General features: G+C 69.0%; 18 protein-coding genes. 7 read left to right on the top strand and 11 right to left on the bottom strand.

Features of this window, described 5'->3' with window-relative positions:
* Window positions 1-23: 23 nt before the first annotated feature.
* A complete protein-coding gene (locus tag HDA44_RS34220; RefSeq protein WP_184841627.1) occupies window positions 24-581 on the bottom strand; it encodes a TetR/AcrR family transcriptional regulator in 558 nt (185 codons plus the stop codon).
* A 71-nt stretch (window positions 582-652) separates the two neighbouring features.
* Here HDA44_RS34220 and HDA44_RS34215 point away from each other — a divergent pair, with 71 nt between their 5' ends.
* Window positions 653-1,651 carry an alpha/beta hydrolase gene (locus tag HDA44_RS34215; RefSeq protein WP_184841625.1) on the top strand — a complete coding sequence of 333 codons (999 nt, stop codon included), beginning with the start codon at window positions 653-655 and terminating at the stop codon, window positions 1,649-1,651.
* Window positions 1,652-1,706: 55 nt separating this feature from the next.
* Here the strand turns inward: HDA44_RS34215 and HDA44_RS34210 are convergent, their stop codons facing one another.
* Together HDA44_RS34210 and HDA44_RS34205 are read right to left on the bottom strand one after the other, a co-directional pair.
* A complete protein-coding gene (locus tag HDA44_RS34210) occupies window positions 1,707-3,188 on the bottom strand; it encodes a leucyl aminopeptidase family protein (protein WP_337906741.1) in 1,482 nt (493 codons plus the stop codon).
* Window positions 3,189-3,374: 186 nt separating this feature from the next.
* Entirely contained in the window at window positions 3,375-3,542 is a 168-nt protein-coding gene (locus HDA44_RS34205) for a DUF3117 domain-containing protein (RefSeq protein WP_012923066.1), read from the bottom strand.
* Window positions 3,543-3,708: 166 nt separating this feature from the next.
* On the opposite strand from HDA44_RS34205, the gene HDA44_RS34200 reads away from it, so the two are divergent.
* The 3 genes from HDA44_RS34200 to HDA44_RS34190 all read left to right on the top strand — a co-directional run bounded on the left by HDA44_RS34200 (window position 3,709) and on the right by HDA44_RS34190 (window position 8,245).
* The gene (locus tag HDA44_RS34200) at window positions 3,709-4,548 is read left to right on the top strand and encodes a PaaX family transcriptional regulator C-terminal domain-containing protein (protein WP_184841621.1); all 840 of its coding nucleotides are present in this window, start codon (window positions 3,709-3,711) and stop codon (window positions 4,546-4,548) included.
* A gap of 55 nt (window positions 4,549-4,603) precedes the next feature.
* On the top strand, window positions 4,604-5,557 hold the full coding sequence (locus HDA44_RS34195; RefSeq protein ID WP_202887721.1) for an enoyl-CoA hydratase/isomerase family protein: 954 nt from the start codon (window positions 4,604-4,606) through the stop codon (window positions 5,555-5,557).
* A 477-nt stretch (window positions 5,558-6,034) separates the two neighbouring features.
* A complete protein-coding gene (locus tag HDA44_RS34190; protein WP_184841619.1) occupies window positions 6,035-8,245 on the top strand; it encodes an alpha/beta hydrolase-fold protein in 2,211 nt (736 codons plus the stop codon).
* A gap of 268 nt (window positions 8,246-8,513) precedes the next feature.
* On the opposite strand, the gene HDA44_RS34185 is transcribed toward HDA44_RS34190, so the two are convergent.
* Entirely contained in the window at window positions 8,514-9,074 is a 561-nt protein-coding gene (locus HDA44_RS34185; protein ID WP_184841617.1) for a DNA-3-methyladenine glycosylase I, read from the bottom strand.
* A 535-nt stretch (window positions 9,075-9,609) separates the two neighbouring features.
* Window positions 9,610-10,986: a DivIVA domain-containing protein gene (locus tag HDA44_RS38315; RefSeq protein ID WP_272956665.1), complete on the bottom strand. Its 1,377-nt coding sequence runs from the start codon at window positions 10,984-10,986 to the stop codon at window positions 9,610-9,612.
* A 204-nt stretch (window positions 10,987-11,190) separates the two neighbouring features.
* Here HDA44_RS38315 and HDA44_RS34175 point away from each other — a divergent pair, with 204 nt between their 5' ends.
* Window positions 11,191-12,414, top strand: a complete 1,224-nt coding sequence (locus HDA44_RS34175; protein WP_184830367.1) for an IS30 family transposase — start codon at window positions 11,191-11,193, stop codon at window positions 12,412-12,414.
* Between the two features lie 342 nt (window positions 12,415-12,756).
* Here the strand turns inward: HDA44_RS34175 and HDA44_RS34170 are convergent, their stop codons facing one another.
* From HDA44_RS34170 to HDA44_RS34160, 3 genes are read right to left on the bottom strand one after another with little or no spacing between them, the layout of a single operon-like run.
* Window positions 12,757-13,614 (bottom strand): LOG family protein, encoded by an 858-nt coding sequence (locus HDA44_RS34170; RefSeq protein ID WP_184841613.1) that lies wholly within the window; start codon window positions 13,612-13,614, stop codon window positions 12,757-12,759.
* A 37-nt stretch (window positions 13,615-13,651) separates the two neighbouring features.
* Window positions 13,652-14,719, bottom strand: coding sequence for a succinyl-diaminopimelate desuccinylase (dapE, locus tag HDA44_RS34165; RefSeq protein ID WP_184841611.1), 1,068 nt, complete (start codon window positions 14,717-14,719; stop codon window positions 13,652-13,654).
* Window positions 14,720-14,743: 24 nt separating this feature from the next.
* Window positions 14,744-15,322, bottom strand: a complete 579-nt coding sequence (locus HDA44_RS34160; protein ID WP_184841609.1) for a CGNR zinc finger domain-containing protein — start codon at window positions 15,320-15,322, stop codon at window positions 14,744-14,746.
* 61 nt (window positions 15,323-15,383) lie between these two features.
* Here HDA44_RS34160 and HDA44_RS34155 point away from each other — a divergent pair, with 61 nt between their 5' ends.
* Window positions 15,384-16,055 carry a pyridoxal 5'-phosphate synthase gene (locus HDA44_RS34155; RefSeq protein WP_184841607.1) on the top strand — a complete coding sequence of 224 codons (672 nt, stop codon included), beginning with the start codon at window positions 15,384-15,386 and terminating at the stop codon, window positions 16,053-16,055.
* Window positions 16,046-16,720, top strand: coding sequence for a maleylpyruvate isomerase family mycothiol-dependent enzyme (locus tag HDA44_RS34150; protein ID WP_337906737.1), 675 nt, complete (start codon window positions 16,046-16,048; stop codon window positions 16,718-16,720). Before HDA44_RS34155 ends, HDA44_RS34150 begins: the two co-directional genes overlap by 10 nt.
* A 44-nt stretch (window positions 16,721-16,764) precedes the next feature.
* Here the strand turns inward: HDA44_RS34150 and HDA44_RS34145 are convergent, their stop codons facing one another.
* Genes HDA44_RS34145 through HDA44_RS34135 form a run of 3 tightly spaced genes read right to left on the bottom strand, consistent with a single transcriptional unit; the run spans window position 16,765 to window position 20,487 of the window.
* Window positions 16,765-18,801 (bottom strand): DUF4185 domain-containing protein, encoded by a 2,037-nt coding sequence (locus HDA44_RS34145; protein WP_184841605.1) that lies wholly within the window; start codon window positions 18,799-18,801, stop codon window positions 16,765-16,767.
* Between the two features lie 11 nt (window positions 18,802-18,812).
* Window positions 18,813-19,613: a carbohydrate ABC transporter permease gene (locus HDA44_RS34140; RefSeq protein WP_184841602.1), complete on the bottom strand. Its 801-nt coding sequence runs from the start codon at window positions 19,611-19,613 to the stop codon at window positions 18,813-18,815.
* Complete coding sequence (locus HDA44_RS34135; protein ID WP_202887717.1) at window positions 19,600-20,487, bottom strand: carbohydrate ABC transporter permease; 888 nt, start codon at window positions 20,485-20,487, stop codon at window positions 19,600-19,602. Before HDA44_RS34135 ends, HDA44_RS34140 begins: the two co-directional genes overlap by 14 nt.
* Between the last annotated feature and the right edge of the window lie 64 nt (window positions 20,488-20,551).

Raw genomic sequence — 20,551 nt, 5'->3', positions numbered from 1 at the left:
AACTGCCGGAAATGTTCCGTTGATCAGCCGAGTTCACGTTGGAGCATGTTGATCAGCGCATCGACGTCCGCGTCGACCATCGGCTCGCCGGTCATCCCCATCCGGTGCAGCAGCGTGCCGATCACCACGTCGATCAGGAACAGGATCCGCTGATCCGGCTCGCCGAGCGCATCGTGCAGTGCGACTCGGTACGGCTCCTGCAACTGCCCGGCGAGCAGTTCGCGGAGCGCCGGGTCGCCGATCGCGTCGGTGAACACCCCGGCGAACGCGGCGGCGACCCCGGGCTCGCCGATCTTCGCGGCGCCGTACCGGATCGCGGTCGCCAGATCGCCGGACCGGCTGGCCCCGGTCAGCGGCAACGAGCCGAACGTGTCCACCAGGCAGGCGGTCACCAGCGCCCCCTTGGACGGCCAGCGCCGGTAGATCGTCGTCTTCGCGATCCCGGCCGCGGCGGCGATCCGGTCGACGGTCGCCCGCGTGTACCCGAGCTCGTCGATCGTCCGCAGGGTCGCCGCGAACACCTCCGCGTCGACGCTGGACCGGGGCCGCCCGGGCCGGGCCGAACTGCTCGCGGAAGTCATGGCCGCATCCTACCCAGTTATGCTACCGTCGGTATCGATACTAACGGTAGCGAAACTCAGGACGGTGCCCGATGACCCACTCCGCCACCAGCAGGCCGGGCGCCGGCGCGCCGGCCGTCAAGCACCGGCAGCCGCTCGGCATCCGGGTGCTGTACGGGCTGCGCAAGGAACCCGGCTTCTTCGCGATGTCGCCCGCGGAGCTGATCGCGTTCGGCCAGGCCCAGAACCGCATCGTGAATTCCCGGGCGGCTCGCCTCGCCACCGGCTTCCCGCACCGCGGCGCCTCGATCAGCTGGCAGGACGTACGCCTCCCCGACCGCACGATCCGGGTCCGGGTGTACCGCCCGGTCAACGCATCGACAACGCTGCCACTGGTCGTTCACGTACACGGTGGCGGCTACGTCGGGACCGCGGTGCAGTGCGACTGGATCAACAGTCACGTCGCGGCCGGCGTACGCGCGGTGGTCGTCTCCGTCGAGCATCGGCTGATGGACTACGACACCCCGCTCGCGGCCGCGGTCGACGACGGCTGGGAGGTGTACCGGCACGTGCTACGTCATGCCGACGAGTGGGGAATCGACCCGGGGCGGATCGCGCTCGCCGGGGAGAGCGCCGGCTCGATGGTCGCGGCGCTGTCGGTACTCCGTGCCCGGGACGCCGGCCTCTCACTACGCGCGCAGGTGCTCGTCAACCCGTGCGTCGACCTGACCTCGACCGCACTCGACTACCAGTCGATGAGCGAGTACGCCGACACGCCGAACCTGACTCGTGAAGCCGTCGACTTCTTCCGCCACGTCGCCGTGCCGGACGGGACCGATCCACGCGAGCTGTCACCGTTGTACGCCGACCTGAACGGGCTGCCGCCGACGCTGTTCGTGATCCCGGTGCTCGACCCGGTGGCCGATCACGGACGCGCGTACGCCGAGCGGTTGCGGGCGGCCGGGACGACGGTCCAGGTGAACGAGTTCGACCGGGCCGGACACGCGTTCCTCAGCCTGCCCGGCCTGGTCCCGCAGGCGCGTCCGGCCCGCGACCGGATCGTCGAGTTCCTCCGGGAGCGACTCGGATAGCCCGCGACCGGATCGCGTCGCGGCCGGGCTGTCGACGCGGGTTCTCGCGGCTGGGTCAGATGCCGGCGGTTGGGGTTTCGGAGGTCAGCCAGGTGGTGAGGAGGCGGGCGCCGGCGCCGGTCGCGCCGATCGAGTACTCGAACCGGTCGGCCGGCGATTCCGCGATCGACGACAGGTCGAGGTGCGCCCACGGGATGTCCCCGGCGAACGCCTTCAGGAACAGCGCGGCCGTGATCGAACCCGGGCCCTTCGAACTGTTCACCGAGTCGGCGATCGGGGTCGAGATCAGATCCTCGTACTCGGCCGGCAGCGGCATCCGCCACAGTTCCTCACCGGACACCCGGCCGGCGTCCGCGAGGTTGTCCGCCAGCGCGTCGTCGGTGGCGAACAGTCCGCCGTACAGCATCGCGCCGAGCGACACCTTGATCGCGCCGGTCAGCGTCGCGATGTCGACCAGTACATCCGGCTTCAGCTCCTGCACGGCGTACGCCAGACCGTCCGCGAGGACCAACCGTCCTTCGGCATCGGTGTTCTTCACCTCGGTGGTCCGGCCGCCGAAGTGCCGGATCACGTCATCCGGCCGGTACGCCGTACCCGACGGCATGTTCTCCGCGGCGCAGACCAGGCCGGTGACGCGGACGTTCGCGCCGAGCTCGCGGAGCGCCGACATGGTGGCGATCACCGAACCACCGCCGGTCATGTCACGCTTCATCGACACCATGCCCTCGCGCGGCTTCAGCGACAGGCCGCCGGTGTCGTACGTGATGCCCTTGCCGACCAGGACCACGTACGGCGTGTTCTTCGTCGCGCCGGCCGGTACGTAGTCGAGCCGGACGAACCGCGGCGGACGCGTCGAGCCGCGGCCGACCGCGAGGATGCCGCCGAAGCCGTCGGCGGCGAGCTTCTTCTCGTCCCAGACCGTCACCTCCAGACCGGTCGCGGCGGCCACCTCGGTCGCCCGCGCGGCCAGCCAGGCCGGGTCCTTCGCGTTCGACGGGGTGATCGCGAGCTGCCGCGCCAGCCAGCCGGTCCGGCCGATCACGACGCCGCGGTCCAGCACCTGCTGCCGCGCCCCGTCGGTACCGTCGGTGCCGTCCGTGACGGCAACCTGCCCGACCGCGGGCTCGCCCGGGTCGACGGTCTTCAGCGTGTACGAGAACGAGCCGAGGATCACGCCCTCCGCGAACGCCCGGAGCGCCGCGTCATCGATGCCCTCAGCAACGACAGTGGTGAGTTCGTCCTTGCCGCGACCGAACCGCGCGATCGCCGCACCGGCGTGTCGCAGGTCCTTCGCGCTGCCGTCACCGGCACCGACCAGGACCACCTCGCTCGCCTCACCGGTCAGCAGCGGGTACGCCACCGTGGCCCCCGCCGCCGGGCTGAACCCGGTCGCAAGCTGCGCCTCCAGCAGCCGGCCGAGGTCCACCCCGAGCCGCTCACCGGCCTCCTTCGCGGCAGCCGGCAGGCCACCCTCGGCGTCGAGGACGACTACCCAGGCGGGCGCCCCGTGCACCGGCAGACCCGGCTGCCAGGTCACGACCGGAAGGCTGGGGAAAGGAGACGAAGCGCTACGGCGAGCCACTAGAAGGACCTCACTGTTTGATCAAATATGTCTGACATGAAACATGCCTGGACAACGGTACGACCCCGGCGGGTGCCCGTGAACGGCAGCCACCGGGGCCGGAGTGATTGGCAAGGGGTGCGAGACCCCCGGAGGATGTGATCAGCCGACGACGGCCTTCAGTGCATTGCCGAGCTCGGTCGCTTCGTCGGCGTTGAGCTCGACGACGAGCCGGCCGCCGCCCTCGAGCGGAACCCGCATCACGATCCCGCGGCCCTCCTTGGTGACCTCGAGCGGACCATCGCCCGTCCGCGGCTTCATCGCCGCCATGCGCGCACCCCTTCCCAGTGTCGGTGTTGAGCGACGACACCGCGCGGGGGACCGTCGCCGGCGCCGTTGCGGTGATGCGCCGTCGGCGCGTATCGCAGTGTGTATCGCACCCCATTATTCCCGATCCCGGGCCAGAGCCGTGCACCATACGGCAGACTCGAGTCTTGTGCACGCCCGTTCAGCCCTCTTCGACCTCTACGGTGACCACCTGCGCGCCCGCGGCGCGCAGGCCCCGGTCGCGGCCCTCGTCCGGCTGCTCGCGCCGCTGGGCGTGCATCCGCCGGCCGTCCGTACCGCCGTCTCCCGGATGGTCCGGCAAGGCTGGCTGGAGCCGGTCCGGCTCGACGGCCAGCCCGGGTACGCGCTGACCGCCCGGGCGCGTCGCCGCCTCGACGACGCCGCCGCCCGGATCTACCGGACCGCCCCCGACGGCACGCCGATGGCCACCGGCGCCGAGGGGCCGGGCGACTGGGACCGGCACTGGCACCTGGGCATCCTCCGCGAGGTCCCGAACGCGCGCCGCCGCGAACAGCTCGCGAGCCAACTCGCCTTCCTGGGTTGGGCTCCGCTCTCCGACGGCGCCTGGGTCGGGCTGCGCAACGACGCCGAGGTCGACCAGATTCTCGGCATCGAGGACATCGCCGCGGACCGGTTCCGCGCACCCGTCGGCGAGGACGCCGTCGAGTTCGCCCGGCGGGTCTGGAAACTGGACGAGCTCGGCGCGTCGTACGACGCCTGGCTGATCGAAGCCAAGGCGCTGGTCGACGCCGCCGCGGGGGTGCCGGCCGGTGCGGGCGACGCGCCCGGCGACGAGCAGGCGTTCGCGGTCCGGTCCGAGCTGGTGCACGAATGGCGCAAGTTCCTGTTCCGGGATCCGGGCCTCCCCGACGAGCTCCTCCCGACCGACTGGGCCGGCACCAAGGCCGCCGCGTTCTTCGATTTCCACGCCGAACGTTTAGCTCCCGCGGCCGGGCGTTTCGTCGACAGCTGCCTCGCCAACACCTGACATCTGCCTGACACGACACCAACACCCCTAACCCACAGTCAAGGAGCCGACCACAATGAGTGACCCCACCAGCACCCCCGGCTCTCCCAACACCACAGGCTCCAGCACTCCCGGCAGCGCCCCTGCACACAGCACGAACGCCGGCACCACTGGCGCTGACGCCACTAGCGCTTCCGCCGACACCGCCGCTTCCGCTGGCGCTGGCAACAGTGGGGCCGGCGCTGCCAGCGTCACGTACGCCGTCGACGCGGGTGTTGCGACCATCACGCTGAACCGGCCGGACGCGATGAACGCGCTCGACACGCCGACCAAGATCCTGCTCCGGGACACCGTCCGCGCCGCCGCGGACGACCCCGGCGTACGCGTCGTGGTGCTGACCGGCACCGGGCGAGCATTCTGCGTCGGGCAGGATCTCAAGGAGCACATCGGGCTCTTGCAGGCGAACGATCAGGCAGCACTCTGGAGTACGGTGCCGGACCACTACACGCCGATCGCGCTCGCCCTGGCCGAGATGCCCAAGCCGGTGATCGCCGCCGTCAACGGAGTCGCGGCCGGGGCCGGCGCGTCGATGGCGTTCGCGTGCGACTTCCGGATCGTCGCCGACACGGCCGGCTTCAACCTCGCCTTCACCGGGATCGCACTCTCCTGCGACACCGGCATCTCCTGGACCCTCCCCCGCCTGATCGGCCACGCCAAAGCACTCGAACTGCTCTACTTCCCCCGCACCGTCCCCGCCGCCGAAGCCCTGGACCTAGGCCTCGCCACCTCGGTCGTCCCACCCGCCGACCTCGCCACCGCCGTATCCGACCTCGCCAACAAGCTCGCCCAAGGCCCAACAATCGCGTACGGCGCCGTCCGCCGATCCCTCAACTACTCCGCCACCCACACCCTGGCCGAGTCCCTGTCCTTCGAAGCCACCCAAATGCAACTAACCGGCGCCACCGAAGACCACCACAACGCAGTCACCTCCTTCGTAACCAAACAAAACCCAACCTTCACCGGCCACTAACCCGCCCTCCCCCAACCCACCGCACGCGCACCACCCCGCACGCGCACCCGCACCACCCGCCCACCCCCGCATCCCACGCCACACACCCGGCGCCGTGCGCCCCGGCGCACTCGCCAGGCACCCCACACCACCGGCCACACCACCCGCCCTACCGGCAGCACACCCCGCTCGCCCCGCGCGCCGTGCACCCCGCGCACTCCACAACGCACGCCATGCACACCCCGGCACCACCCCGGCACCACCCCGCACCCCGCACCGCCCGCCGTGCACCCATCGTCGCGGCGGCGCGGGGGCGCGGGGGCGTACGCTCGCCCGCCGACTGGGGCACAACCCTGCACTTGCGGGGGCATCCCCTCGAGTGGAGGGTTGCCCCCTGGAAAATCGAGGGGGCAACCCGCTGGCTGAGGGGGCAAGCTGTCCGGACCTCGGGCGTGGCGAGGTCTTGTAATCGTTTACGTAAGCGATTACAACATGCTTGTGAGGAAACTGCTGCTGCCTGCTCTGACCGTTGCCACGCTGGTCGGGAGCCTTCTTGTTCCGGGGTCGCGCGCGGCCTCGTCCAGCGCGACGGCGATCGCCACGCCGTTCGCCACATCCGCATCGGCGGGCGCCGCGCCGGGGGCTGCGGCGCCGAGCGCTGCGGCGGCGGGGGTGATTAAGAGTGGGGTTGCGCCGTCTGCAACGCTGCGGGCCGATATCGCGTACAACGTGTATCTGCCGGCCGGATACGCGGAGTCGACGGCGCGTTATCCGGTCGTGTACCTGCTGCACGGGCGTGGTGACTCGATGAGCGCGTGGACTCAACTGAAGAGCCGGCTGGATCAGTTGATCGGTAGTGGGGAGATCCCGCCGATGATCGCGGTCATGCCGGATGCGCCGTGGAGCAACCGCGCGAGCTGGTACGTGGACTCGGCGTACAAGGGCAGCGCAGACGGGAAGATTCCGGCGGGGCAGCCGGTCGAGACCGCGTTCGTCAAGGATCTGGTTCCGCGGATCGACGCCACCTACCGGACCATCGCGGACCGGACCGGGCGCGCGATCGCCGGGTACTCGATGGGTGGCGCCGGCGCGCTGCGGTACTCGCTGGTCCACCCGACCGTGTTCGGCGCGGCGATCGTCCTCAGCCCGGCCGTGTACTTCCCGTTGCCGCCGAGCGATTCCAGCACCCGCGATTTCGGTGCCTTCGGCAAGGGACGCGATCCGTTCGTGGAGTCGGTGTACCTGAAGCTGAACTGGCCCGCCGCGCTGAAGTCGTTCGCGGCGACCGGCCTGAAGTCGCATCTGTTCATCGCGGTCGGCGACGACGAGTACAAGAATCCGAAGCCGATCGACGCCACCCACGACCTCGACTTCGAGTCGCACGTGGTGTACAACCAGGCCGCGCGCGTACCGAACCTGACGTCGGAGTTCCGCGTCGTCAACGGCGGGCACGACTGGGATGTCTGGGGCCCGACGTTCGTCGAGGGCGCGAAGTACATCTTCCAGTACCTCGGCAAGCCGCCGGCCACGCCGATGCGCGCCGCGATCATCGGTACGCCCGGCGACGACCGCGCCGGCGGAATCGCGACCGATGCCGCGGGCAACGTTTACCAGGCGATCGCGGCAGCGGGCGCACTGGACGGGCAATCGTACGCCGGCGGCACCGACGTCAACCTGGTGAAGTACAAGGCCGACGGTACGCGCGAGTGGACCCGCTCACTCGGTACGAGCGGCACCGACCGGGCGTACGGTGTAGCGGTCGATGCCGACGGCAACATCGCGCTGACCGGGTATACCAACGGCAACCTCGACGGATCACATGCCGGCAACACGACCGACGACGCGTTCGTCGCGCAGTACGACCCCAACGGGAACCGTCGCTGGGTCACCCAGTTCGGCGTACCCGGCGTCGCGGATCGTGGGTACTCGATCGCCGTCGACGGAACCGACGTTTACGTCGGCGGGTATACCAAAGGATCGCTTGGTGGCACCAACGAAGGCGACAAGGACGTGTTCGTCGCCCGGTTCGGCAGCGACGGGCGGCAGGCGTGGGTACGCCAAGCTGGTAGCGCCGGCGAGGACAAGGGGATGGCGGTCGCGGTCTCCAACGGTGCCGTTTATCTGGGCGGCATGACCGGCGGCGCGCTCGGTACGCCGGCGGGTGGAATCGACGGGTTCGTCGCGCGCTACTCGACCGCGGGCGATCCGGTGTGGATGCGGCAGTACGGCACCGCCGCGTCGGACGAAGTGTGGGCCCTCGCGGCGGATCCGGCCGGCGGCGTGTACCTGACCGGGTACACCGCGGGCGACTTCGCCGGAACCCTGAACGGCGACAAGGACATCATGGTCGCCCGTGCCGACGCCGACGGTGTGCTGACGTGGCGGGATCAGTTCGGCACGAGCGGGAACGACAAGGGCGCCGCGATCGCGGTCAACCGGTCCGGCGAGCTGTACGTCGGCGGGTTCACCGATGGCGCGCTGGAGACCGCACTCGGCAAGTTCGATGGCGTACTGGCGAAGTACGCCGCCGATCACACCCGTACCTGGACCCGCCAGTTCGGCACGTCCGACGACGACGCGGCCGACGCGTACGCCGAGGCGAACCTCTATCTCACGACGACGCCGACCGGCACGCAGCTCACCGGTCTGACCGGGAGCGACGTGTTCCGGACGGCGTACACCGTTGACGGCACCAACGAATTGCCGTAGCGCGGAACCAGACGTTTGGTGGGCTCCCAGACCACGTTCCGGCAGGGCGAGTCACGGCCGGACAACCACCTGACAGTCGGGGAGCCCGCTGAACACCTCATCACGTTCAGTACCCGGAGCACAACTCGTTCAGCCGTTTGTCTTTGGTTTCCGGCAAAGTACCGTTTGCATCTGCACAAACCAGCTGCACGTGCACGAGATCCGGCGCGTGAAGCAGGGTTTGGCCGGCGCGTGAAGCAGGTCCGATCGGCGCCCGTAACAGGGTTGGTCAGCGCGCGATGCAGGTCTTCAGGTGGTCGTTGACGATCCCGGTCGCCTGCATCAACGCGTACGCGGTGGTCGGCCCGACGAAGACGAATCCCTTCTTCTTCAGGGTCTTCGCCATCGCCACCGACTCCGGTGTGGTCGCGGGTACGTCGGCCAACGTGCGCGGCGTGACGTGCTTCGCGGGCCGGAACGACCAGAGCAGTTCGGTGAACTCGCCGTCGTCCAGCTCGAGCAGCGCGCGGGCGTTCGAGATCGTCGCGTTGATCTTCAACCGGTTCCGGACGATCCCCGGATCGGCCATCAAACGGTCGAAGTCCGCGTCCCCGTACGCCGCGATCGCCACCGGGTCGAACCGCGCGAACGCGGCCCGGAAGTTCTCCCGCTTCCGCAGAATCGTGATCCACGACAACCCCGACTGGAACCCCTCGAGCGTCATCCGCTCGAACAGGCCGAGGTCGGTACGGATCTCCTTGCCCCACTCGGTGTCGTGATACTCGACGTACTCCGGCGCTGAGGTTGCCCACCCGCACCGCGCCTGCCCGTCCGGCCCAACCACCGTCACCCGCCAACCTCCCGAACCAACCGCCGCAACGAAACCCACATCAACAACTCGAACCCCCACCGCCCCACCAACCACCCAACCGCCCCAACCCACCCGAACGGCGGCACCACATCCTCCCGCCAAACAACCCGACACCCCACCCCACCAACCGCCCGGTCGGTGTGGGCGTGGTTGGGGCTGTCTGGGTGGGGTGTGGGGTGGTTGGTATTGGATGTGGTGAGGGGTACGGGCTCGATGGTGAACGTGCCTGTGCCCTGGACGAGCTTGCCGAGATGTTTCACCGTGCACTCACGCGGCGGCTCCCAGCGGGTGATGACCATGTCGTCAGTGAACCCGACACCACCGACAGAAGTACGCGCCGCGACCCCACCTCCGACCCCCACGCCGCCGTTCCCGGTGGCCCACACCCGGGTGAACAACATCCACCGCGACTGCCGCTCCCAGTCCATCACCACGTCCCAGGCGACCTCCGGACTCACGCGGAGCATCACAGCCGCCTCTGCCCGGCGTACGCCCCGCTCACCCAAGCCGACCATCAGCTAGGCCGCCGATAAGCCCCTTCCCCATCAGCCCCCTCCGGCGGCCAAAACCGCCACCCCTCCTCCTGGTCCCCGCTCCCCGCGTCCCCGTTGTCCCGCACGTCCGCCTGCTCCCCAGTACCCGCCTGCTGCTCCTGCGCGAGGTGCTGTACGGGCGGCTCGGGTGTGGCCTGGTCTTGTGCAGGGCGGCGCTGCTGAGCGCGGTCCTCGGGGGCGGACGGTTGGGGCTGGGCTGAGACTTGGCTCGGGGGTTCCTGGGTCGAGGATTGCTGAGTGAAGGACTGGGTTGGGGGTTGCTGGGTGGAGGAGTGTTGGGGTGCCGGGGTACGGCGGGGGGTTACGGGCTGGGACTGGGCTTCCAGTACTGCACGGGCTTCGGCTTGCAGGCGTTCGTACTCGTCGGCCGCATGGTTCGTGCGTGGGAGCTCGGTGGTTGCTGGGTCGTCGTCCGCTGGTTCGTACGAGGGGTGGTCGGCCGGCTGGTTCCTGGAGCTCCCAGCAGGTGCCATCTGAGCTTGCGGACCTGGCGCTTGCACACCACCCGGTACTGACGGAGTGGACGCCGGTGGAGTGGACGCGGGCGCGGTGGACGCGGGCACGGTGGACGCGGGTGGAGTGGACGCGGGTGGCGTGGACGCGGGCCCGGTAGGTGCTGGGGGTGTGACCGGCGGTGTGCTCTGGGGAGCTGGCGCGGTCGACTCGGCTGTCTGGTCGGTGGTGGGCGCGGCCTGTTCGGCGGTGGGGTCGCCGGCCGGCGGAGCAGACTGCTCGACCGCTGACGAGGCGACCGCAGGTGGTACGACGGGCGCCGCGGCCTGCCCAGTCTGAGCACCGGTCGACTGCTGTGCCTGAGCATCCGTGGGCTGATCGGTCTGGGTGCCGGTGTACTGCTGAGCGCGCGCGTCCGTGTACTGCTCGGCCAGGGCGTCGGCAGACGGCTGAGTCTGGGGGGCGGTGGGGTGCTCGGGGGTTGTGGGGGGTTCGGGGAAGTTGCCGCCGACCATGATGGGGGGCCGGGTGCCGGGATCCTCGAAGTCGGTGGGGGTGTTTGTGGGGCTTGTGGTGAAGCCGGTGCCGTTGGGGGTGTCGAGGATGGGGGCTACGGCTCGTTCGAGGTCGGCGATGCGGCGGTCGCGTTCGGCTACCTCTTTGGCTACGCGTTCGAGGAGGGTGTCCACCTCGTCCATGCGGTAGCCGCGGACGCCGACGGCGAAGCGGGCCGACTCGATCTCGGTCGCGGTGAGGGCCTGGCGGGCGGGGACGGTCATGTCGGGGCGGTCGTCGTACGCGGTGCTCATGGCACCCCAACGCCCGGAGGCCACGACTGCTACAGCCCCGATCAGTACGATCACGATCAGCCCGAAGAACCACATCACGGGACCGATCGTGCCATGCCGCCCGAGTCACCCGCACCGACACCCGCATTTTCAGCGCCGGCACCGAGGGTTTCGGCTCCCCACCCGCCTCTCCAACGCGGGTGGTTAACCACTCCTCTTGAGGGTTCACCACCCGTATACCGGTGGTGAACCCTGGCGGGGTCCAGTGGTCGAAGCAACGCCTGATGGAAGGTGTTGTGTATGCCGATGAGGTATCCGTACGGAGTGCGGGATGAGTTTTTCGCGCTGGTGGGTGGTGGGTGGTCGGTGCAGTCAGCGGCGTCGGCGGTCGGCGTGTCGTGGGATACGGGTTCGTTGTGGTGGCGAACATCGGGGCTTGTGGAGCCATCGTTGCGGCAGAACAGAGCTGGTGGGTTGCCGGGCAGCGTGCCAGCAGCAGTCCCGGGTGGGGTCGCGGGGACGCGAGCTCGGCGGCCGTTGACCAGTGAGGACCGGGCGGTGATCGCTGTGCTGTTACGGCAGGGGTTGTCGTATGCCGGGATCGGTGAGGCGATCGGGCGGGACAAGTCGGTGATCTGGCGTGAGGTGGCCCGCAATCGCGGCCGGGACGGGTCCTATTGGGCGCCGGTGGCTCACCGTGCCGCTCATGAGCGGCGGCGCCGGCCCAAGGAGTTCAAGCTGGCCGCCGATCCGGGGCTGTGCGCCCGGATCACCGGCTGGATGGACACCGGCTGGTCCCCGGGCCTGATCGCGGCAGTACTGCGCCGTGATCACCCCGGCGACAGCGCGCAGGAGAGGATGGCTCGTGTGTCGCACGAAACCATCTACCAAGCGCTGTATGTGCAGACCCGCGGCCAGCTGCGACAAGACCTGCACCGGCAGTTGAGCCTGCGCCGCACGGCCCGCAAACCCCGCGGCGGCGACCATCGCCAGGCCCGAAACCCGTACCGGGAAGCGTTCACGATCAGTCAACGCCCCGCCGAGGCCACCGACCGTGCCGTGCCCGGACATTGGGAAGGCGACCTGATCATCGGCACCGGCAACCGCTCCGCGGTCGGCACACTGGTCGAGCGCACCACCCGGTTCACCATCTTGCTGCACCTGCCCGGCCAGCACGACGCCGACACCGTGGCCGAGACCATGATCACCCAGATGCGCACCCTGCCCGACCACCTGCGCCGCTCCCTGACCTGGGACCGCGGACGCGAACTAGCCGCCTACCGGCGCATCCAGCTCGATCTGAACATGCCTGTCTACTTCTGCGACCCCCACTCCCCCTGGCAACGCGGCACCAACGAGAACACCAACCGGCTCCTGCGGTTCTGGCTCACCAAAGGCACAGACCTGTCCACCCACACCGCCGCCAGCCTCGACCAGATCGCCACCACCCTCAACCAACGACCCCGCCCTACACTCAACCTCAAAACCCCAGCCCAAGCACTGGCCGAACTACTCGTTGCTTAGACCACTGGACCCCGCCCCTCAAGACGAGTGGTTAACCCCAGCGAGCCCCGACCCGTCCGCTCCGACGCAGCACTCCCACCGGCCGATCTGTGGGTACGGCGCTGGGTGTTCGCGTGACCGACTCGGTTGCCGGCGGGAGCCGGGTGGGCGGGCCGGCCGGGCGGGCTGGCCGGGCGGGCGGGCTGGCCGGGCGGGCGGGCTGGCCGGGCGGGCGGGCGGGCTGGCTGGCCGGGCGGGCGGGCGGGCGGGCTGGCTGGCCGGGCGGGCGGGCGGGCTGGCTGGCTGGCTGGCTGGCCGGGCGGGCGGGCTGGCCGGCTGGCTGGGCGGGCGCGGCGGGGGGGGTTAGCTGCCGTCGGAGCCTAGTTGGTGGGAATGGGTGGTGGGGTCGGTGGCGGACTCGACTTCGTGGGCGGCTGCTTCGGCGGCTTGTTCGGCGGCGGCGTCGGCCAGCTCGCCGGCCTTGACGATGTAGCTGATCGCCTCGTCGACGTCGTCGGTGACCACGAACATGTCCAGGTCGGCGGGTGAGATCTTGCCGTCGGCGAGCATGGTGGTACGCAGCCAGTCGACCAGGCCGCCCCAGTACGCCGACCCGAACAGCACCACCGGGAACGAGGTGACCTTGCGGGTCTGGGCCAGCGTGAGCGCCTCGAACAGTTCGTCAAGCGTGCCGAACCCGCCGGGCATCACCACGAAGCCCTGGGCGTACTTGACGAACATCGTCTTCCGGGTGAAGAAGTACCGGAAGTTCATCCCGATGTCGACCCACTCGTTCATGCCGTTCTCGAACGGGAGCTCGATGCCGAGGCCGACCGAGACGCCGCCGGCCTCCGAGGCGCCCTTGTTCGCGGCCTCCATCACGCCCGGTCCGCCGCCGGTGATCACCGCGTACCCGGCACCGACCAGTTTCCGGCCGAACTGCTCGGCGGCGGCGTACATCGGGTCGTCGAGCTTCGTCCGGGCCGAACCGAACACGCTGATCGCGGCGCCGAGCTCGGCCAGCATCCCGAATCCCTCGATGAACTCCGACTGGATGCGCAGCACCCGCCACGGGTCGGTGTGCACCCAGTCCGACGGGCCGCGGCTGTCCAGCAGCCGCTGCTCGGAGGTGGAGTGCTGCACCTGCTTGCGCCGCATCAGGATCGGCCCGCGCTGCTGCTGGCCAACCGGACGGTCGGGGTGGATCGATGGTTCTGACATGCGTCCAGGTTATTCGGTGCGCGGAAACAGAGCCCGCTCAGGCGCGGCTTGTCAACCAAGTCCTCAGGCGTTGTTCACACAGGGCTATCTCGGCTTCGGGGACGAACTCGTCCTGTTTGTGGGCGTACAGGGGGTCGCCGGGGCCGTAGTTGACGGCGGGTACGCCGAGTTGGGTGAAGCGGGCGACATCGGTCCAGCCGAACTTGGGTTGGGGTTCGCCGCCCACCACCTGCAGGAACGCGGCCGCGGCCGGTCGGTCCAGGCCGGGCAGGCCGCCCGGCGCGGAGTCCGTCACGACCACGTCGAACCCCTCGAACACCGACCGCAGGTGCGCCTCGGCCTCCGCCTCGGAGCGGTTCGGGGCGAAGCGGTAGTTGATGGTGACCGTGCACAGGTCCGGTACGACGTTGCCGGCGATCCCGCCCGTGATCGCGACCGCGTTGAGTCCTTCGCGGTATTCCAGTCCGTCGATGGGTACGCGGCGCGGCTCGTACGCCCCGAGGCGGGCCAGGACTTCGCCGGCGCCGTGAATCGCGTTCACACCCATCCAGGAGCGGGCCGAGTGCGCGCGCTCGCCGCGGGTGGTGACCTCGATCCGCATCGTGCCCTGGCAGCCGGCCTCGACCGCCGCGTTGGACGGCTCCATCACGACCGCGAAGACGCCTTCCAGCAGCTCCGGGTTGGACCGGGTCAGCTTGAACAGGCCGTTCCGCTCGGCCTCGATCTCCTCGCAGTCGTAGAAGACGTAGGTGAGGTCGCGGTTCGGCTCGGTCAGCGTGGCGGCGAGCCGGAGCGCGACCGCGACGCCGCCTTTCATGTCGCAGGCACCGAGCCCGTGGATCAGTCCGTCGGCGCGGCGCGCGGGCAGGTTGTCGTTCAGCGGGACGGTGTCCAGGTGCCCGGCGAGGACGATCCGCTCGGCGCGGCCCAGGTCGGTGCGCGCGACCACGGTGTTGCCGTGCCGGAAGACTTTCAGATGCGGGTACGCCGAGAGCGCCTTCTCGACCTTGTCCGCGAGTTTCTCCTCCGTACCGCTGACGGACGCGATGTTCACCAGCGCCTCGGTCAGGTCGGGCGCGGACACGGTCAGGTCAAGCTTGGTCATGGCGTCAGGTTATCGACGAGGGCATCAGGTGGTGCGTTTGCGGTAGTGGCGGTTGACGCGTTCGCGGTTGCCGCAGGACGGGGAGCACCAGGTCTGGCGTGGGTCGTCCTGGAGGAAGTACTTGACGCACCGCGCGGCCGGGCAGGCGCGTAGCCGGTCGCGGTCCGGACCGGCGAGGAAGTCGATCGCGGAGCGCGCGATGGCGCCGATCAGCAGCGCGGTGGGGTCGTCGGTGCGCCCGGACCAGCGCAGCACCGGCGGACCGTCGGCCGGCCAGTCCAGGTGGGTGGTACCGAGCCGGTCCGCTGCCCGGTTGAGCATCCGGAGCGCGTCGCCCGCATCCATCAGCCGGTTCGCGTCGGCTTTGCTGGGCGCGCCGGGCACCGCTCGCGCGAAGAGCGCCCGCACCGCACGCCGTACCCGAAGCAGGTCGCCCTGGAAGAACTCCGGCTCAACCGGTGCGGCTCCGAGGACGTCGCGTACGAGGGGTTCGTACGTACTGAACCACGCACTTGCCTGCTCCGGCGTGGACAGTAGGTCGGCCACGCCGCCATGCCCGTCGTGCTTGATCGTGGTGGCCAAGGCCAGGGCGAGCGTGGTCATCTGGTGATACTAATGGGATATCCGCTTGCTGGCATGTGAATCACTCGCTTAGGGTCGGCGCGTGACCGATCTTCGTACCCGGCTGCGCGCCGTACCGACCCTGACCGGGAACCCGCCGGCCTGGGAACCCGCTGAGTCGCCCGACACCCCGCACGCGCTGTTCGTCGAGTGGTTGCTGACCGCGATCGACGAGCAGGTGCCCGAGCCGTGCGCCATGACGTTGTCGACGGTCCGCGCCGATGGCCGGCCGAACGGGCGGGTGCTGATCCTCAAGAACGTGACGGACGACGGCTGGCAGTTCGCGTCGACGTCGACGAGCCGGAAGGGCGAGGAGCTGGACATCTCGCCGTACGCGGCGCTGACGTTCTACTGGGTGCCGCTCGGGCGCCAGGTCCGGATCGTCGGTACGGTCGAGCCCGCGCCGGCCGAGGAATCCGCGCGCGACTTCCTGGCCCGCCCGGTCGCGGCCCGCGCCGAGGCGCTGGTCGGCAAGCAGAGCGCGGTACTGACGGATCGCTCCGACATCGACGTGGCGGTGAAGGAACAGGCCGAGCGAATCGCCGACGACCCGGAGTTGGTCGCGCCGAACTGGACGCTGTACACGCTGCGCGCCGAGGAAGCCGAGTTCTGGCAATCCGACCAGGACCGCCGGCACGTACGCCTCCGCTACCGACTCGACACCGCCGACGGCAACGCACCGGCCGGCTGGACGAAGGAGATGCTGTGGCCCTGACCGGAACCGCGGATGCCGCCGAGCCGATCCGCACCGCCGCCGGCCAACTGCTCGGCCTGGTCGCGGACCTGGACGACCCCACCGCCCGCGCCGACTCGGCCCTACCGGGCTGGTCCCGCGGTCACGTGATCACGCACCTCGCCAACTTCTCCGAGGCGATGACCCGGCAGGTCGACGAGGCACTCCAGGGCCGGCTGATCGAGGTGTACGACGGCGGCCGCCCTGCCCGCGATGCCGCCATCGAGGCCGGCGCCGATCGCCCCGCCACCGAACTGGCAGCCCATGTCACCCAAGCCGTCACCACTCTGCTCACCTCATGGGACAAGGTCAGCGAGGACGACTGGGACCGCCCGATCCTCCACCGCAACAGCAACTTGGCGGCCGGTCTGGAAGCCACCTGGCGCGAGCTGACCATCCACACCACTGACTTGGATCTGGGAGTGACTCCAGCGTCCTGGCCAACCGACTTCTGCCTGCACCTGCTCGACTTCCTCCGCGCCCGCACGCCCGAGGGCACGCACCTGATCCTCCAGTCCCCCACCGCCACCTGGGAGAACGGCACCGGCCAGGACCTCGTCCTGACCGGCAGCCTCCCCGACCTGACCGCTTGGTACGCAGGTCGCCCGTCCCCCGTCACCGGCCCGGAGCTCCTCCCCTGGCCGTGAGCGCCGACCACTCCTCCCACGACACCACCGACCACTCCGGTCTTTCAACTCACTGTGAAGTCGTCCACCTGAATCCACGTGTCCTTGTTCGGCCCGGTGAAGCCGGCGTGGACAGTCAGCTCGTGGGTGTTGGCAGGGACTTTGACAGTTACCTCATGGTGTACGTAGCCGGTGCCGGCGCCGAAGGTCGTGCCGGCCAGGTCCTGGCCTCCGGCGCGTACACCGAACCGGCCCTGGTCGGCAGGCAGATTCGCGGACGCGTTGATCCACGAACCGAAGGTGTACGTCGCGCCGGGCGTCACCGGAACGGTTTGGTAGAGATCGCTGAAACCCGTGCAGGTACAGCGAATCCAGCCGTTGTTCGCACCGGAGTGCGCGAAGCCCAGACCACGGTCGACACCATTGGCGGCAGCGCCTTCGAACTGCCACGCGGGCTTGCCACCACCGGTACCTTCGAACCCACCGTCGGCCAGCTGCGCGACGTACCGGACCGCCAACTCGGACACGGTCGTGTACGAGCGCGTCCCGCCGGGCAGACCGATCACCCGGACGCCATCGGTCTCTTGCGTCGGGAACGTCAACGTGTACGTCGTGTTCGCCCCCGCCGTCGCATCACCGGGGTACGCCGGCGACACCGTTTGCGAACCGACCTCGACCCACTCACCGTTCTGCTTGACCTGTACTCGCGGACGGCCCGTGAAGTAGCCGCCCTGCGCCGACACCGTGCCGGACGTGAACTCGACGTTGTTCACCTTGTGCCGCGCCGGCCATTCGTACCCCCACCAGGACGCGCCCTTCACCTCGTCGTCGAAGTCCGACTCACTGCCCGTCCGCGCGCCGTCGTTCATCAGCGCGAGACTGCCGGAATTTGTCGACTTGGAGATTGCGACCGCTCCGCTCGCGGGCGCCGCCAGGGTGTCCGGGCCGGGCAGGTTGGCGGCCGGCGCGTCGGACGACGGTGTGAGTACGAGCTTGCGCAGGTTGAAGTTGTACACCGACGTACCGATCCCGCCGCCGCCGCACGGGCACACGTTCGCCTGCAGGTACATCGTCTTCCCGTCCGGCTGGACGAACTTGGACGGGATGGTCACGCCGTACCCGCCGTACTTCGAGGTCGACCACGGGTACCCACCGAAGTCCTTGCTCATGAAGTGCTTCCACGGGCCCCACGGCGTCGGCGACTCGTAGAACTCGAAGGTGTACTCGGTCCAGGACGTGTACACGTAGCGCTTCTGCTTCGCCAGGTATGTGACGCCGCCCTGGCTGATCACGCTCAAGTTCGACGCGTTCGTGCCGTACGTCTGCGCGTACAACCGCCGCGTGTCGGTCAGTACCGGCTTCTTGTCAGCGATCTTCGCCGACCAGCCCGAACCGGTGTAGAACTTCCACGCGCCGCGGTCCTGCACCTTGTTCTTCGGGACACGGGCGAGGAACACGCTCTGCGGGTCCGGAACCGTGTCGTCGAAGGAGTCGCGCCAGTTGCCGTCCAGCCCGTACGCGTACACGTAACCGTCCGGCGCGAGCGCGCCACCCTTGCCGAAGTCCGCGAACCAGATCGTGGTGAACACGTGGTCGGCGAACATCGGCTTCTTCTTGTCCCAGGTCCACGTCTTGCCGTGGTCGGTGGACTTCAGGATGCTCGCCGCCGGTACGTCGTTGAAGTCGAGCGCGAGATCCTGCACCGCCAGGTACATGGTGTCACCGACGCACACCATTCCGGTCGGTTTCCGGTTGTACCCGGGACCGCTCCAGATCGACCCGACCTGGTCGCCCTTCGAGATCGTTGCCCCAGACAAGTATCCGGGGGTGCCGTTGATCTCGCTGACGGCGATGTCGGCGAAGTCGCCGCCGGTGCTGAATCCCTTGCCGTCGCCGTTCGCGGCGTACAGCTTGTCGTTGCCGGCCCAGCAGGACGGCCACAGGTCGCCGTCGCTCGGGCTCGGGGTGCCCTTCGACTCCACCTGTGCCGTGCCGATGGCGGTCGACGCGGCGGTTGGCGGTGGCGAGTTCTGGGACTGGGTGAGGAGGGTCGCCGATCCGAGGACCAGCGGCAGGACAGCGAGCAAGGCCCCACGCTTCATGAGCTATCCCTTCACTTGAGGCCGGTTGTCTTCATCGCGTCGACCAGCCGGCGCTGGCCCGCGACGAACACGACGACCGTCGGAATGGCCGCGATCACCGCGGCCGCGAGAATGAGGTTCCACGCCGAGGCGTACTGCCCCTGCATGCCGGACACACCGAGCTGGATGACCCGCAGATCCGGGTTCCGCGTGATCGTCAGCGGCCACAGGAACGCGTTCCAGTTGGCCAGGAAGAACAGCACCGACAGCGATGCCAGTACGGGCCGGCTGAGCGGCAGGATGACGCTCCAGTACCGCCGCCAGTACCCGCAGCCGTCCAGGTCGGCCGCCTCTTCCAGTTCGCGCGGGATGTTCAGGTAGTACTGCCGGAGCAGGAAGATCCCGAACGCGTGGAAGATGCTCGGCACGATCAGACCGGCGTAACTGTCCAGCAGACCCAGTTGCTTTGCGACCAGAAACAGTGGAACCAGGATCACCGGCAGCGACACGAGCAGCGTCGACATGATTCCGGAGAAGATGATCCCGCGGCCCGGGAAGCGCAGTCGCGCCAGCGCGTACGCCGCCATCGAGTGGAAGAACAGCGCGATCACCGTGACCGTCACCGACACGATCGCGGAGTTGAGCATGAACCGCGGCATCGGGATCTTCAGCAACACGTACTGCAGGTTGCTCAGCGTCCAGTGCCGCGGCCAGCCGAAGCTGAACACGTCCTCCGCGGGCCGCAACGCGCTGATCAGAATCCACAGCAGCGGCGCCACCGCGATGATCGCGAGAACATGGGCAAGGATCGGAACGATTCTAATCCTCGTCAAAACGACCTCCTCGGGTGAAGCCGAACATCAGGCCGGTGCAGACGACGAGGATCGCGACGACCACGGTGGTCAGCGCGGCGGCGTACCCCATGTTGTTGAAGGTGAACGCCTGCTCGTAGATGTAGAGCACGACCGTGCTGGTCGCCCGGGCCGGACCACCCTTGGTGAGGACGAAGACCAGGTCGAACGCCTGCAGACCGGTGACCGCGCCGATCGTCGAGTTCACCACGACGAAGAAGCTGGTCGGGCGCAGCAGCGGCCAGATCACGTACCGGAATCGTTGCCAAGGGCCCGCACCGTCGATCTCGGCGGCGTCCTCGAGCTCCTTCGGCACGTCCTTGAGACCGGCCAGGAAGACCAGCATCTGGTATCCCATCAGGAACCAGACGCTGATCACCACGTACGTACCCAGCGCGAGCGACGGCGTACCGAGGAAGGACACGTCACCGAGCCCGAGCGGCGCCAGCAGCTTGGACAGCGCGCCCTGCTTGTCCACGAGCAGGAACTGCCAGATCAGACCGACGACGACCAGGCTGACCACGTTCGGCAGGAAGAACGCCGAGCGTACCCAGCCGATGCCCTTGAAGTGGTTGCGGACCAGCATCGCCAGCGCGAAACTCACCACGAAGGCGATCGGTACGAAGGCGACCACGTACGTCGCGGTGACCTTCAGCGACGCCCAGAGCTGATCGTCGCCGGCCATCAGCTTGTAGTTGGCCAGACCAACGTACTGATAGTTGCCGAAGCCATCGACCTTGAAGAACGCGACACCGAACGCGAGCACCATCGGGATCGCCACGAACAGCAACAGGCCGATCGTGTCCGGCGCGAGGAAGGCGTACGCCGCCAGCGCCTCGCGCCGCTTCCGCGTCATCCCGGCCTTCGGTTTCGCGTGCGGTCTGGTCCTCGGTGCGGACGGTGGGGCTGTTGTCGTCACC

The organism is Kribbella solani (assembly GCF_014205295.1).
GTDB classification, from domain to species: domain Bacteria; phylum Actinomycetota; class Actinomycetes; order Propionibacteriales; family Kribbellaceae; genus Kribbella; species Kribbella solani.
This window is presented reverse-complemented; position numbering and strand designations above follow the sequence as displayed.

What these genes read in the sequence shown, in the direction of transcription:
- HDA44_RS34135 (WP_202887717.1), bottom strand. Translation starts at nt 20,487, where the DNA reads ATGACGCGGAAGCGGCGCGAGGCGCTGGCGGCGTACGCCTTCCTCGCG.
- HDA44_RS34170 (WP_184841613.1), bottom strand. Translation starts at nt 13,614, where the DNA reads ATGTCAGAACCATCGATCCACCCCGACCGTCCGGTTGGCCAGCAGCAG.
- HDA44_RS34205 (WP_012923066.1), bottom strand. Translation starts at nt 3,542, where the DNA reads ATGGCGGCGATGAAGCCGCGGACGGGCGATGGTCCGCTCGAGGTCACC.
- HDA44_RS34220 (WP_184841627.1), bottom strand. Translation starts at nt 581, where the DNA reads ATGACTTCCGCGAGCAGTTCGGCCCGGCCCGGGCGGCCCCGGTCCAGC.
- HDA44_RS34215 (WP_184841625.1), top strand. Translation starts at nt 653, where the DNA reads ATGACCCACTCCGCCACCAGCAGGCCGGGCGCCGGCGCGCCGGCCGTC.
- HDA44_RS34160 (WP_184841609.1), bottom strand. Translation starts at nt 15,322, where the DNA reads ATGACCACGCTCGCCCTGGCCTTGGCCACCACGATCAAGCACGACGGG.
- HDA44_RS34195 (WP_202887721.1), top strand. Translation starts at nt 4,604, where the DNA reads ATGAGTGACCCCACCAGCACCCCCGGCTCTCCCAACACCACAGGCTCC.
- dapE (WP_184841611.1), bottom strand. Translation starts at nt 14,719, where the DNA reads ATGACCAAGCTTGACCTGACCGTGTCCGCGCCCGACCTGACCGAGGCG.
- HDA44_RS38315 (WP_272956665.1), bottom strand. Translation starts at nt 10,986, where the DNA reads ATGTGGTTCTTCGGGCTGATCGTGATCGTACTGATCGGGGCTGTAGCA.
- HDA44_RS34175 (WP_184830367.1), top strand. Translation starts at nt 11,191, where the DNA reads ATGCCGATGAGGTATCCGTACGGAGTGCGGGATGAGTTTTTCGCGCTG.
- HDA44_RS34145 (WP_184841605.1), bottom strand. Translation starts at nt 18,801, where the DNA reads ATGAAGCGTGGGGCCTTGCTCGCTGTCCTGCCGCTGGTCCTCGGATCG.